At 61.4% G+C, this 12,728-nt stretch carries 13 protein-coding genes; 10 read left to right on the top strand and 3 right to left on the bottom strand.

The features are described 5' to 3' along the window. Positions 1-10: 10 nt before the first annotated feature. Positions 11-874, bottom strand: a complete 864-nt coding sequence (gene xdhC / locus RAE19_RS04990; RefSeq protein ID WP_313873875.1) for a xanthine dehydrogenase accessory protein XdhC — start codon at positions 872-874, stop codon at positions 11-13. Between the two features lie 88 nt (positions 875-962). Here xdhC and RAE19_RS04995 point away from each other — a divergent pair, with 88 nt between their 5' ends. Continuing rightward, on the top strand, positions 963-1,499 hold the full coding sequence (locus tag RAE19_RS04995; protein WP_313873876.1) for an energy transducer TonB: 537 nt from the start codon (positions 963-965) through the stop codon (positions 1,497-1,499). Between the two features lie 4 nt (positions 1,500-1,503). On the opposite strand, the gene uraH is transcribed toward RAE19_RS04995, so the two are convergent. After that, a complete protein-coding gene (gene uraH / locus RAE19_RS05000; RefSeq protein WP_313873877.1) occupies positions 1,504-1,869 on the bottom strand; it encodes a hydroxyisourate hydrolase in 366 nt (121 codons plus the stop codon). A gap of 67 nt (positions 1,870-1,936) precedes the next feature. Between uraH and RAE19_RS05005 the strand changes: the two genes are divergently transcribed. The 9 genes from RAE19_RS05005 (at position 1,937) to RAE19_RS05045 (ending at position 12,036) form a co-directional block, all read left to right on the top strand. After that, positions 1,937-2,578 carry a GntR family transcriptional regulator gene (locus RAE19_RS05005; RefSeq protein ID WP_313873878.1) on the top strand — a complete coding sequence of 214 codons (642 nt, stop codon included), beginning with the start codon at positions 1,937-1,939 and terminating at the stop codon, positions 2,576-2,578. Then, positions 2,575-3,528 carry an allantoinase PuuE gene (puuE, locus tag RAE19_RS05010; protein WP_313873879.1) on the top strand — a complete coding sequence of 318 codons (954 nt, stop codon included), beginning with the start codon at positions 2,575-2,577 and terminating at the stop codon, positions 3,526-3,528. The genes RAE19_RS05005 and puuE overlap by 4 nt, the downstream gene beginning before the upstream one ends. A gap of 3 nt (positions 3,529-3,531) precedes the next feature. Next, on the top strand, positions 3,532-5,340 hold the full coding sequence (gene uraD / locus RAE19_RS05015; RefSeq protein ID WP_313873880.1) for a 2-oxo-4-hydroxy-4-carboxy-5-ureidoimidazoline decarboxylase: 1,809 nt from the start codon (positions 3,532-3,534) through the stop codon (positions 5,338-5,340). Positions 5,341-5,353: 13 nt separating this feature from the next. Beyond that, positions 5,354-6,586: a M20 family metallopeptidase gene (locus RAE19_RS05020; RefSeq protein WP_313873881.1), complete on the top strand. Its 1,233-nt coding sequence runs from the start codon at positions 5,354-5,356 to the stop codon at positions 6,584-6,586. A 211-nt stretch (positions 6,587-6,797) separates the two neighbouring features. Continuing rightward, complete coding sequence (locus tag RAE19_RS05025) at positions 6,798-7,826, top strand: ABC transporter substrate-binding protein (protein WP_313873882.1); 1,029 nt, start codon at positions 6,798-6,800, stop codon at positions 7,824-7,826. 2 nt (positions 7,827-7,828) lie between these two features. Beyond that, positions 7,829-8,668, top strand: coding sequence for an ABC transporter ATP-binding protein (locus RAE19_RS05030; RefSeq protein ID WP_313873883.1), 840 nt, complete (start codon positions 7,829-7,831; stop codon positions 8,666-8,668). An 8-nt stretch (positions 8,669-8,676) separates the two neighbouring features. Further along, positions 8,677-9,444, top strand: a complete 768-nt coding sequence (locus RAE19_RS05035) for an ABC transporter permease (protein WP_313873884.1) — start codon at positions 8,677-8,679, stop codon at positions 9,442-9,444. 3 nt (positions 9,445-9,447) lie between these two features. After that, positions 9,448-10,278, top strand: a complete 831-nt coding sequence (locus tag RAE19_RS05040) for an urease accessory protein UreD (protein ID WP_313873885.1) — start codon at positions 9,448-9,450, stop codon at positions 10,276-10,278. Between the two features lie 42 nt (positions 10,279-10,320). After that, positions 10,321-12,036 (top strand): response regulator, encoded by a 1,716-nt coding sequence (locus RAE19_RS05045; protein WP_313873886.1) that lies wholly within the window; start codon positions 10,321-10,323, stop codon positions 12,034-12,036. Here RAE19_RS05045 and urtE read toward each other — a convergent pair. Next, positions 12,033-12,725, bottom strand: a complete 693-nt coding sequence (gene urtE, locus RAE19_RS05050) for an urea ABC transporter ATP-binding subunit UrtE (protein WP_313873887.1) — start codon at positions 12,723-12,725, stop codon at positions 12,033-12,035. The genes RAE19_RS05045 and urtE overlap by 4 nt on opposite strands. Positions 12,726-12,728: the final 3 nt, after the last annotated feature.

The raw sequence follows: 12,728 nt of genomic DNA on the forward strand, positions 1-12,728 counted from the left end.
GGTGTTCTCCTCAGGTTTCCAATCGTCCGGCAGCGCCCGCGGCCGCATCAGGCTCCGCCGGGTCAACCACTTGCAAGAGTTGGGCCGCTACAGCAACCGCAATAATTTCGGGCCGCTTGTCCTTGACCACCGGCACACCAATGGGGCAAGTGACATGCGCTAGTTCAGCCGCGCTAAAGCCGCGCTCGGCCAGGCGATGGCTGAACACCGCCCATTTGGTCCGGCTGCCAATGAGACCGATGTAAGGCAAATCGCCCCGGGTCCGTTGGCGCAGCAGGCAGGCGGCCACGATGTCCAGATCTTCTGCGTGGCTGAAACTCATGATCAGCACACGGCTGCCTGGCTGCAGGTCTGCGACGGCAGACTGCACTGGCTCCGAATGCTCGCAGCGCACGTTAGATGGCACCTGTTCAGGAAACACGCCATCGCGGCTGTCCACCCAGGTCACCTCAAAGGGCAGATGGGCCAACACCTGTACCAGCGCCTGCCCCACATGGCCGCCGCCAAACAGCCCCACAGGCCACAAGGCAGGGGCCAATCGATCGCGCAATGCAGGCGCATCCGCAGCTTGCACCAACTCATAGCGCAGCTGCACCTCGCCGCCACAGCATTGGCCCAAACTGGGGCCCAACCCCATGCGCTTCTCCACAGGCGCCACTGTTTGGCTCGAATGGTGAGCCTCCAGCAGCGCGCGTGCTGCGGCCTCGGCGTCGAGCTCGAGTCGACCTCCGCCGATGGTGCCCAATAGCCCGGTCGGCAACACCGCCATCCAGGCGCCAGCATCCCGCGGCACAGAGCCCCGTGTCGCCACCACCGAGACAAGCACCACCGGGTGCTGCTGCAACACACGCAATAAATCGGACAAATTACTCACAAACAGATACCTTTTGAGGGCTTCCGATATTCCGCAACTCCATAATTTGCTGCACAGTACGACGGCGCAAAAAACAAGGAGATCCGCCATGCCCCGATTGACCCATTTCGTGCCTGCACCCCGTTGGAGCAGCACCCGCCTCGCGCTTAGCGTGACTGTGTTGGCGATCCTCAGCGCCTGCAGCGTGACCCCACCTGCCCCGCAACCCGAAAAGCCCCCGGTTGCAGTGGTAACCCCCCAACCTGCTCCCCCGGTGGTGATTCCTGAAGCGCCACCCGCACTGCAATCCCAAGCGGTCACGCCGCGCGATTACCGCAGGGACGCTGCCGGGCATCTGTACTCCAAAAACTCCAAGCGCATTTACAGCGGGAAAATGCCTCCCCTGCTCTACGCCGTGGGCGTATTGCAGGTTGATATCGACCGCAAAGGTCACGTCACTGACATCCGCTGGATGCGCGCGCCCAGCCATGCCCCTGAGGTCATGGCCGATATCGAGCGTTCGGTGCGTGCAGCCGCGCCTTACCCCGCGCCGGTGCGCATGGGCCGAGTGACCTACACAGACACTTGGTTGTGGCACAAGAGCGGACGTTTTCAATTGGATACCTTGACCGAAGGCCAGATGTAGCCGGTCAAGAACCGCGATAGGTGGAGTAGCTCCACGGGCTGACCAGCAAAGGCACGTGGTAGTGCTGGTCGGCATGGGCTACGCCGAAGTCGAGCGCCACGCGGTTCAAAAAGTTGGGCTCGGGCAGGGCCACACCGCGGGCCTTGAAATAGCCGGCCACATCAAATACCAGCCTGTAAGTGCCTTTTTGCAGGCTTGCATTGTCATAAAGCGGACCGTCCGGGTTGCGGCCGTCCGCATTCAATACAAAACTTTTCACCAGCGTCGCCACCTCGCCTTGCGTGGTGGTCTGTGTGGTGTAGAGCGCCACTGACATGCCCGATGCGGGGGTGCCGTGCATGGTGTCCAGTACGTGCGTGCTCAAGCCCATGGCGCCTGCCTTTCTGTTGAAAAATCAAAGTGTATACACTTTTAGTCATTCTCGGTATCATGACTTGATGGAGACCACCACTACCGGTTTCATCGTGGAGGCGATTACCGCCGCCATCGTGGACCACCAGCTCACCCCCGGGGCCAAACTGGCCGAGCAAAAGCTTGCGGACCAGTTCGGCGTGTCCCGCACGCTGATCCGGCAGGCCTTGTTCCAGCTTTCGCGCAATCGTCTGATCCACATGGAACCGGCGCGTGGCGCCTTTGTGGCAGCACCGTCTGTGACCGAGGCGAGGCAGGTGTTTGCGGTGCGCCGGATGCTGGAGGCCGGCATGGTCCGTGCATTCATCGCGGCGGCTAACCCAGAACACATCGATGCCCTGCGTCAACACATTGCCGAAGAACAAAATGCCGTCCATGGCGGCACCATCAGTAACCGCACCGAGTTGCTGGGCGACTTCCATGTGCGTATGGCCCAGTTGCTCGGCAATGAAGTGCTGGCATTGATGCTGATGGACCTGCTCTCGCGGTGTTCGCTGATCACACTGATGTACCAGTCCAGCGACTCGGCAGCCCACTCGCACGAGGAGCATGCTGCACTGGTGGATGCCTTGGAAGCCCGCGACGAAACCCTGGCCCTGCGGCTGATGGACGAGCACCTTCAGCACGTAGAAGCCGGCCTGTCTTTGCCCCCTGACGAATCGACATGAATCACACCTACGACACCACCCAAGCCTACCCCCGCGACCTGGTGGGTTACGGCGAACACGTGCCTCACGCCCAGTGGCCCGGCCAGGCCCGCGTGGCCGTGCAATTTGTCCTCAACTACGAAGAAGGCGGCGAAAACAGCGTTTTGCACGGAGACGCAGGCTCTGAACAATTCCTCTCCGAAATGTTCAACCCCGCCAGCTATCCCGACCGCCACATCAGCATGGAAGGCATTTACGAATACGGCTCACGCGCCGGTGTGTGGCGCATCCTGCGCGAGTTCGAAAAACGTGGCTTGCCGCTGACGGTGTTCGGCGTCGGCATGGCGCTGGAGCGTTACCCCGAGCTGACCCGCCGCTTGGTGGAACTGGGCCACGAGATTGCCTGCCACGGCCACCGCTGGATCCACTACCAGAACATGGACGAGGCGCAGGAGCGCGAGCACATGCAGCTGGGCATGGCCGCCATCGAAAAGCTCACCGGTGAAAGACCGTTGGGCTGGTACACCGGGCGGGACAGCCCGCGCACCCGCCGCCTGGTGGCCGACTACGGCGGCTTTGAGTACGACAGCGATTACTACGGCGATGACCTGCCCTTCTGGATGAAGGTGCAAAAAACGGACGGCAGCGTGGTGCCCCAACTCATCGTGCCCTACACGCTGGATTGCAACGACATGCGCTTTGCCCTGCCCCAGGGTTACTCGCACGCAGACCCGTTCTTCCAGTACATGAAGGACACCTTCGACGCGCTCTACGCCGAAGGGGACCCGGATGGCCTGAATGCGCCCAAGATGATGAGCATTGGCATGCACTGCCGCCTGCTGGGGCGCCCGGGTCGCATTACGGCGCTGCAGCGCTTTCTGGACCACATTGGGCGGCACGACAACGTGTGGGTGGCTCGACGCATCGACATTGCGCGGCACTGGAAAGCTACGCATCCTTACCAAGGCTGAGCCATGAGCACACTGACTCTGGAACATCTCAATACCCTGCCACTACCGGAGGCTGCACAACGCCTTGACGGCTTGTACGAACACTCTCCCTGGATTGTGGAAACGGCCTTGCAACAACGGCCCTTTGTGTCACTGTCAGCCTTCAAACACAGCATGGTGCAAGTGGTCGCCGCAGCGGGACGCGAGCCCCAGCTTGCACTCTTGCGTGCCCACCCCGAGCTGGCCGGCAAAGCGATGGTGGATAACAGCCTCACCACTGAGAGCACCAATGAGCAAAGCAAGGCCGGCCTCACGCATTGCACGCCCGCCGAGTTCGACAAAATTCAGCGCCTGAATGCGGAGTACAACGCGCGCTTCGGTTTCCCCTTCATCCTCGCGGTACGCGGCCCGCGCGGTACAGGCCTCTCAAAAGCAGAGATCATCGCCACCTTGGAGCGCCGCGTGCAGGGTCACCCGGACTTTGAGCTGGCTGAGTGTCTGCGCAATGTGCACCGCATTGCCGAGATCCGCCTGAACGACAAGTTTGGCTACTCGCCCACACAAGGCCATCAGGTGTGGGACTGGCAGGAGGCGCTGGCCCAACACACTGACGCAGCCTACGTGGGGACCGGTCAATTGACCGTGACCTACCTGACGGATGCGCACCTAGCCTGCGCCCGCCAGATCCAGGCCGACATGCTGGCCGCCGGCTGCGACAGCGCCACCATCGATGCGGTGGGCAATGTGGTGGGGCGCTATGAAAGTAATAGCTACCCGCGCACACCGGACCTGCGCCAGAGCCCTATTTCATCCAAAACCCTGCTGACCGGCAGCCACTATGACACGGTGCGCAACGGTGGCAAGTACAACGGCCGGCTGGGCATCTACGTGCCACTGGCCTGTGTGCAAGCGCTCAAGGCCCGAGGCCAGCGCTTGCCCTACGCGCTGGAAGTAGTGGCCTTTGCCGAAGAAGAAGGCCAGCGCTACAAAGCCACCTTTCTGGGCTCGGGCGCACTCACCGGCGACTTTGACCCCGCTTGGCTGGACCAGACGGACGCAGATGGTGTTTCCATGCGCAACGCCATGGCGATAGCTGGGTTGGACGTGAATGCTATTGGCGCCATCCGCCGCAACCCTGCCGATTACCAAGGCTTTGTCGAAGTCCACATCGAGCAAGGTCCGGTGCTCAACGCGCTGGACATTCCACTGGGTGTGGTCACCTCCATCAACGCCAGCGTGCGTTATGTGGGCGAGATCACCGGCATGGCCAGCCACGCGGGCACCACGCCCATGGGCCAGCGCCGCGACGCCGCCGCTGCGGTGGCCGAGCTGATCTTGCTGGTGGAGCACTGCGCCACGCAGGATGGCGACTCGGTGGGCACGGTGGGGCAACTGCAGGTGCCCAACGGCTCCATCAACGTGGTGCCCGGGTGCTGCCAGTTTTCGCTAGATTTGCGCGCACCGTCAGATGCACAGCGCGATGCACTGGAGGCCAAAGTGCTCACCGGCCTGCGCCTGATCTGCGAGCGGCGCGGCCTGCACCACAGCCTCACCCGCACCATGCAAGCCAGCGCGGCGCCCAGCGCGCCCGAATGGCAGCAGCGGTGGGAAGCCGCAGTCACCGCATTGGGGGTACCCCTGCACCGCATGCCCAGCGGCGCCGGGCACGATGCGATGAAGCTGCACACCATCCTCCCCCAGGCCATGCTCTTTGTGCGTGGCCTGAACTCCGGCATCAGCCACAACCCGCTGGAATCCACCACCAGCGACGACATGCAACTCGCGGTAGATGTGTTCAGCCATCTGCTGCACCAACTGGCCCACGCGGCCTGAATGTTTGCCCCCCATGACCACCCACTACCAACAACTCGACGCCTGGATTGACGCACACTTTGACGAGCAAGTGCGCTTTCTGCAAGAACTGGTGCGCATACCCACCGACACCCCGCCCGGCAACAACGCCCCGCACGCCGAGCGCACCGCCGAGCTGCTGGCCGCCATGGGCCTGCAGGCCGAGAAACACAGTGTGCCTGCCAGTGAAGTGCAGGCCGCCGGCATGCAAAGCATCACCAACCTGGTGGTGCGTCGCCCGTACTCTGCGGGCGGACTCACCATCGGCCTGAATGCCCATGGCGACGTGGTGCCCCCCGGCGAAGGCTGGACGCATGACCCCTACGGCGGTGAGATTGCCGACGGCAACATGTACGGCCGCGCCACTGCGGTTAGTAAGAGCGATTTCTCCAGCTACACCTTTGCGGTGCGCGCCCTCGAATCTTTGGGTCTGCCGCTCAAGGGCGGTGTGGAGTTGCTATTCACCTACGACGAAGAATTCGGCGGCGAACTCGGCCCGGGCTGGTTGTTGGAAAAAGGCCTCACCAAGCCCGACCTGCTGCTAGCGGCAGGCTTTTCTTACCAAGTCATCACCGCACACAACGGCTGCCTTCAAATGGAAGTGACGGTGCACGGCAAGATGGCGCACGCCGCTATCCCCGAGTCCGGAGTGGACGCCCTGCAAGGCGCGGTACACATCCTGAACGCGCTATACGCTCAGAACACGCTGTACAAGCAAGTCACCTCCGATGTGGACGGTATCAACCACCCCTATCTGAACGTGGGCCGCATTGAAGGCGGTACCAACACCAATGTGGTTCCCGGCAAAGTGGTTTTCAAGCTGGACCGCCGCATGATCCCCGAGGAGAACCCCACCGAAGTGGAAGCCTCCATCCGCAAGGTGATTGCGGATGCCGCAGCCCAAGTGCCCGGCATCTCGGTAGACATCAAACGCCTGCTGCTGGCCAATTCCATGCGGCCCTTAGCAGGCAACAAGCCACTGGTTGATGCGCTGCAAAAACATGGCGAAGCCTTGTTTGGCGAATCCATCCCCGCCATGGGCACCCCGCTTTACACCGATGTGCGTCTGTTTTCTGAGCGCGGCATTCCAGGCGTCATCTACGGCGCCGGCCCTCGCACCGTGCTGGAATCGCACGCCAAGCGCGCGGATGAGCGGGTGAGTTTGGACGACCTGCGCAAGGCCACCAAGGTAGTAGCGCGGACGCTGTTGGATTTGTTGAAGGGCTGAGGGCCTGACTGCGTCCACTCGCAGCACCCCCATCAACACCTATCAGGAGGTTCGCAGGTATCGAAGTGCTCTGGAGCGAGTCACACCCAGATAAACCCCAACATTAGAACCCACCCCCAGCGCGCAGAATGAACTTGGAAAGAGCAATGCCCCAAAGTTGGGCATTCTTCTTGCTTGACAGTTGGCATCCGAAAACCATGAAGGAATTTCCATGAAAAAACGCCAGTTTCTCCACGCGATCGCATTTGCCGCTGCCACAGTGGCCGCCGGTTCTGCCATGGCCCAAAGCACGCCGATCAAGTTCCAGTTGGACTGGCGCTTTGAGGGTCCATCCGCCCTGTTTTTGACACCTGCGGCCAAGGGCTACTTCAAAGATGCCAAGTTGGACGTGACCATCGACGCCGGCAACGGCTCGGGCGGTGCGGTGACCCGCGTGGCGTCTGGCGCTTATGACATGGGATTTGCGGATCTGGCTGCGCTGATGGAGTTCCACGCCAACAACCCGGATGCACCCAACAAGCCCATCGCCGTGATGATGGTCTACAACGACACACCCGCTTCGGTGATGGCGCTCAAAAAGTCCGGCATCAAGACGCCGGCCGATTTGAACGGCAAAAAGCTCGGCGCACCCGTGTTTGACGCAGGCCGCCGCGCCTTCCCTATTTTTGCCAAGGCCAACAATGTGAGCGGCGTTCAGTGGACCGCGATGGACCCACCCCTGCGCGAAACCATGCTCGCCCGTGGTGATGTAGACGCGATTACCGGCTTCACCTTCACCTCGCTGTTGAACTTGGAAGCGCGTGGCGTCAAGTCCGAAGACGTGGTGATCCTGCCCTACCCCGAATTCGGCGTGAAGCTGTATGGCAACGCGATCATCGCTTCGCCCAAGATCCTCAAAGACAACCCCGCTGCAGTGAAGGCCTTCCTGGCCGCGTTTGCCAAGGGCGCCAAAGACGTGATCGCCAACCCCTCCGCGGCGATTGCTGATGTGAAGGCGCGCGACGGCATCATCAATGCGGACCTGGAAACACGCCGCCTCAAGTTGGCCATCGACACCGTCATCAACAGCGCCAATGCCCGCGCAGAAGGCTTTGGCCAGGTCAACGGACCGCGCCTGTCGCTGATGGCGTCCCAGGTGTCAGACGCGTTCAACACCAAAACCCGCATCAACCCCGATGTGGTGTGGAATGCCAGCTACCTGCCCTCCAAGGCTGAGCTCAACATCCTTCCCAAGAAATAAGCATGACAACACCAGCATCCCCCTGGTTTGTTGATTTTCAGGATGTCTGGCTTGCCTACAACGATGAGCTGCTAAAGCAGAACCACTTTGCGGTCGAAGCCATCGACCTCAAGGTGCGTAAAGGCGAGTTCATCGCCATCGTCGGCCCATCGGGCTGCGGCAAGTCCACCTTCATGAAGCTGACCACCGGCTTGAAAATGCCCTCCAAGGGCAAGATCCTGATCGATAACGAGCCTGTCACCGGGCCCCTCAAAATTTCCGGCATGGCCTTTCAGGCGCCGTCTTTGCTGCCGTGGCGCACCACGGTCGACAACGTGCTCTTACCGCTGGAAATCGTGGAGCCCTACCGCAGCAACTTCAAAGCCAAGCGCAAGGAATACGAAGAGCGCGCACGCAAGCTGCTGCAAAAAGTGGGCTTGGGCGGCTATGAAGACAAGTTCCCTTGGCAGCTCTCGGGCGGCATGCAGCAGCGGGCGAGTATTTGCCGCGCGCTGATCCATGAACCCAAGATGCTGTTGCTCGACGAGCCCTTTGGCGCCCTGGACGCATTCACCCGCGAAGAGCTGTGGTGCATCTTGCGTGACCTTTGGACCGAGCAGCAGTTCAACGTGATTCTGGTGACGCACGACCTGCGCGAATCGGTGTTTCTGGCCGACACGGTCTACGTGATGAGCAAGAGCCCCGGCCGCTTTGTGGTGAAACGCGAGATCGACCTGCCGCGCCCGCGCGACCTAGAGATCACCTACACCAAAGAGTTCACCGACATCGTGCACGAGCTGCGCGGGCACATCGGCGCCATGCGCTCGACTGCGCCTGCGGCATCCGGTGCCATTACCCAATAAGGCGGCCCATGACAAACAAACGAGTTGAAGCTTGGGCACCCTGGGTGTTGCTGGTGTTTTTCATTGCCCTGTGGCAAGTGCTATGCAGCGCGCTGGATGTGTCGGAGTTTGTGTTCCCGAGCCCCTGGCGGATCTGGACGCAATTCTGGGAGTTCAAAGGCATCATCGCGGGCCACGCATGGCGCACCTTCTGGGTGACCATGGCGGGCTTTGGCATTGCCATCGTGGTGGGTGTGTTGCTGGGTTTTGTAATCGGCAGTTCGCGCCTAGCCTACGCTGCGGTGTACCCGCTGATGACAGCGTTTAACGCGCTACCCAAGGCGGCATTTGTGCCGATTCTGGTGGTGTGGTTCGGCATTGGCGTGGGCCCGGCCATCCTGACGGCTTTTCTGATCAGCTTTTTCCCGATCATGGTGAACATTGCCACCGGCCTTGCCACCTTAGAGCCTGAGCTCGAAGATGTGCTGCGGGTGCTGGGCGCTAAGCGCTGGGACGTGCTCATTAAAGTGGGCCTGCCCCGCTCCATGCCTTACTTTTATGGCTCGCTCAAAGTCGCCATTACCCTGGCATTTGTGGGCACTACGGTGTCCGAGATGACAGCGGCTAATGAAGGCATTGGCTACCTGCTCATCAGCGCAGGCTCCGCGATGCAGATGGGATTGGCCTTTGCCGGTTTGGTGGTGGTGGGGGCGATGGCCATGGTGATGTACGAGCTGTTCAGCGCCATTGAAAAGCGCACTACCGGCTGGGCGCACCGTGGCTCGCAGAACCATTGATGTATGGTTTGGCATGCCCGTTTAAACCTCAACTACCAGGTCGAGAACCAGCGCTGTGTGGCCCGCTATGACCATAGCGGGCCGCTCCGGATTTTGCAAAGCCTCTACCCCGAGGGCGACACCATCTGCCACAACGTGCTGGTGCATCCGCCCGGCGGCTTGGTGGGTGGAGACACCTTGGAGCTGAATGTGTCGGTCGGCCCGGGAGCACACGGGCTGGTTACCACCCCGGGTGCGACCCGGTTTTACCGCTCGGACGGTCCAGTCGCCACCCAAACCACCCGCCTGCACCTGCAGGAAAACGCGCGCCTGGAATGGCTCCCCCTGGAGGCCATTTGCTACGACGCGTGTAACGCGATCAATAAGCTTCAACTGAACCTCGCACCCGGTGCACAGTGCATAGGCTGGGACATCACGGCACTCGGCCTGCCACATGCCAAGCTGCCTTTTATGAGCGGTTGGCTCGACCAGCACCTGGAGATACCCGGAGTTTGGCTGGAACGTGGCCGCCTGCGTGCGGACGACCATCGCTTGATGGACGGGCCCACTGGCCTCGCAGGCCACCGCTGCCTGGCAACTTTGTTTTTTGCAAGTGGCACCCCCTGGAAGCGTTCGGACAAAGAAACTCTGATCGACCTCGCCCGCGACACTTTGCGGGAACACCCGCTCGCCCCCACCGGCGGCGTGACCAGCCCCAACACCCGCACACTGGTGCTACGGGTCTTGGCACCCACGGTAGAGCCCGCCATGCAGCTCTTGCGCACGGTGCGCCAACAGTGGCGCGCGCAGGCGTGGCAAATGGCGGGGCAGGATCCGCGCATCTGGGCCATGTAGCTTTTCTGGTCAATCGCGGTTGGCCCCACCATAATGTGCCCAATGGCTGCGATTGACTATGACCTCTCCACCTGCAACGCCCTAGTCGTTGACGGGAACCCCACTTCACGCTCCATACTGGTTTCACAGTTGCGCGACTTTGGGGTCGCCTCCGTGTCTCAGGCTGCGCGCGCGGTCGATGCGCGGCGGCAACTGGAGTTCCGGACCTTTGATTTCGTGCTGTGCGAGCAGCACTTCCCGACCGATGCCATGTCAGGCCAGGACCTGCTGGACGACTTGCGACGCAACCAACTGCTGCCTTTTTCTACGGTGTTCATCATGATCACCGCAGAGGCCACGTACTCCAAAGTGGCGGAAGCAGCAGAGTCCGCCCTGGATGGCTACATGCTCAAGCCGCACAAAGCCACCCACCTGAGTGAAAGGCTGGCTGCGGCCCGAACGCGTAAGGCGGCCTTGCAAGAGATCTTCACCGCGGTAGAAGAAGAGCGCTTTGAAGATGCCGCCGCTCTGTGCCTGGAGCGGTTTGAAACACGCGCACCTTTCTGGCTCTATGCCGCCCGGGTAGGCGCCGAATTGCTGCTGCGCTTGTCCCGCCCGCAAGAAGCGCAAACCCTCTACAAGGCCGTTGTCACCGCCAAGACCTTGCCTTGGGCCAAATTGGGGGTTGCCCGTGCCCAGCTGGACGCCGGGCAGATCAACCAGGCCACCACCGCCTTGGAAAAGTTGCTGGGCGAAGATGCGAACTACGCAGATGCCTACGACGTGATGGGCCGCGCCCAGTTCGAGCTGGGGCGGTTCGACAAAGCGCTGGAGACCTACAAGATGGCGGCCTCCTTGACGCCGGCCTCCATCAGCCGAGTACAAAACCTGGCCATGATGACCTACTACAGCGGCGACACCGTGGCTGCAGAGGGCTTGCTGGACAAGACGGTTCGCCTCGGGCTGGACTCCAAAATGTTCGATGCGCAAACCTTGGTCATGCTGGCTTTCACGCGGCTTACGACGGGCGACCGCAAAGGTTTGCAACGCTGCCATGACGACCTGCTGCGCTTGCTCGACCGTGACGATGGCAACCCGCGTTTGCAACGTTTGGCCGATGTGGTGGCCGCACTGAATCTGATCCAGCAGCACCAGTTCGCCAAGGCGGTCGACACCGTGCGCGCAATGACGGGCACCGTGCGGGAAACCTCTTTCGATTTCGAGTCGGCAGGGAACCTGATTGCCCTGATGGCCCAGCTCTCTCACAAGGCGGTTCAGCTCAACGAGCTGGAAGAGACGATTGATGTGATTGGGCGGCGGTTTTGCAGCAACCGCTCGCTCACCGAATTGCTGGCCGCCAGCGCGTCAGCCTACCCACCTTACGCCGACCGATTGCGTGCGGCACAAGCCCAGGTGCTCGAATACGCCGAGACGGCCATGGCCCTGAGCCTGAAGGGGGACCCGACCCATGCCGTCAAAAACCTGATCTTGCATGGCCGGGATACCTTGAACCCCCGCCTGATCGACAACGCCTATCAGCTACTGCAAAAACACAGCGCCAAAGTTAACTCGGCAACCGAACTGATAGACATGGTGCAACAGCTCAAGGCCCGGTGCGGCTCGATTGTGAACCGGGGCTCCCCCGGCGAGCAAAAGCGCCAAGCGGGTGGCCTGGTGCTGCGCACTGGCAAACGTGTGGCGCCGGCCTATATGAAATCCGCAGAGATCACGCCCCCCGCCGAAGCGGCAGCACCGGACCTGTTGGTACCCGGCATTTAAATCGCCACGAGGGCGCGCACGCCGTCAACTTCCATGTTCTGGCCCATGCCCCGTGCCAGCACCGCGCCGCGCTCCATCACGATGTAGTTGTCCGCCAGCTCCTGGGCAAAGTCGTAGTACTGCTCTACGAGCAGAATAGCCATGTCGCCGCGGTCGGCCAGCATACGGATGACCCGGCCGATGTCTTTGATGATGCTGGGCTGAATGCCTTCGGTGGGCTCATCCAGAATCAGCACCTTGGGGCCTGCGGCCAACGCGCGCGCAATCGCCAACTGCTGCTGCTGCCCGCCCGACAAGTCGCCACCCCGGCGGTGCAGCATTTGCTGCAACACCGGAAACAACTCAAACAACTCGGCCGGAATCGGTGTGCCGGCCGGCTTGTAGGCCAAGCCCATGCGCAGGTTTTCTTCGACGGTAAGGCGCGCAAAAATCTCGCGGCCCTGAGGCACAAACCCTAGCCCCAAGCGGGCGCGCTCGTAAGGCGTGAGCTTGTGGATCTCTTTGCCATCCATAGAGATGCTGCCGGACTTGATGGGCACCAGCCCCATCAACGATTTGAGCAGGGTCGTTTTGCCGACGCCGTTGCGGCCCAGAATGACCTTGACCTTGCCCACCTCGGCCTCCAGACTCACGTCCCGCAGGATGTGGGAGCCACCGTAGTACTGGTTGATGTTTTTTACTTCAAGCATGGA

The organism is Rhodoferax potami (assembly GCF_032193805.1).
GTDB classification, from domain to species: domain Bacteria; phylum Pseudomonadota; class Gammaproteobacteria; order Burkholderiales; family Burkholderiaceae_C; genus Allorhodoferax; species Allorhodoferax potami_A.

Bases quoted from the DNA above. Each gene is read 5' to 3' on its own strand.
- puuE (WP_313873879.1), top strand. From the start codon at position 2,575: ATGAATCACACCTACGACACCACCCAAGCCTACCCCCGCGACCTGGTG.
- RAE19_RS05005 (WP_313873878.1), top strand. From the start codon at position 1,937: ATGGAGACCACCACTACCGGTTTCATCGTGGAGGCGATTACCGCCGCC.
- RAE19_RS05025 (WP_313873882.1), top strand. From the start codon at position 6,798: ATGAAAAAACGCCAGTTTCTCCACGCGATCGCATTTGCCGCTGCCACA.
- RAE19_RS05030 (WP_313873883.1), top strand. From the start codon at position 7,829: ATGACAACACCAGCATCCCCCTGGTTTGTTGATTTTCAGGATGTCTGG.
- RAE19_RS04995 (WP_313873876.1), top strand. From the start codon at position 963: ATGCCCCGATTGACCCATTTCGTGCCTGCACCCCGTTGGAGCAGCACC.
- RAE19_RS05045 (WP_313873886.1), top strand. From the start codon at position 10,321: ATGGCTGCGATTGACTATGACCTCTCCACCTGCAACGCCCTAGTCGTT.
- urtE (WP_313873887.1), bottom strand. From the start codon at position 12,725: ATGCTTGAAGTAAAAAACATCAACCAGTACTACGGTGGCTCCCACATC.
- uraH (WP_313873877.1), bottom strand. From the start codon at position 1,869: ATGGGCTTGAGCACGCACGTACTGGACACCATGCACGGCACCCCCGCA.
- RAE19_RS05035 (WP_313873884.1), top strand. From the start codon at position 8,677: ATGACAAACAAACGAGTTGAAGCTTGGGCACCCTGGGTGTTGCTGGTG.
- RAE19_RS05020 (WP_313873881.1), top strand. From the start codon at position 5,354: ATGACCACCCACTACCAACAACTCGACGCCTGGATTGACGCACACTTT.
- RAE19_RS05040 (WP_313873885.1), top strand. From the start codon at position 9,448: ATGGTTTGGCATGCCCGTTTAAACCTCAACTACCAGGTCGAGAACCAG.
- uraD (WP_313873880.1), top strand. From the start codon at position 3,532: ATGAGCACACTGACTCTGGAACATCTCAATACCCTGCCACTACCGGAG.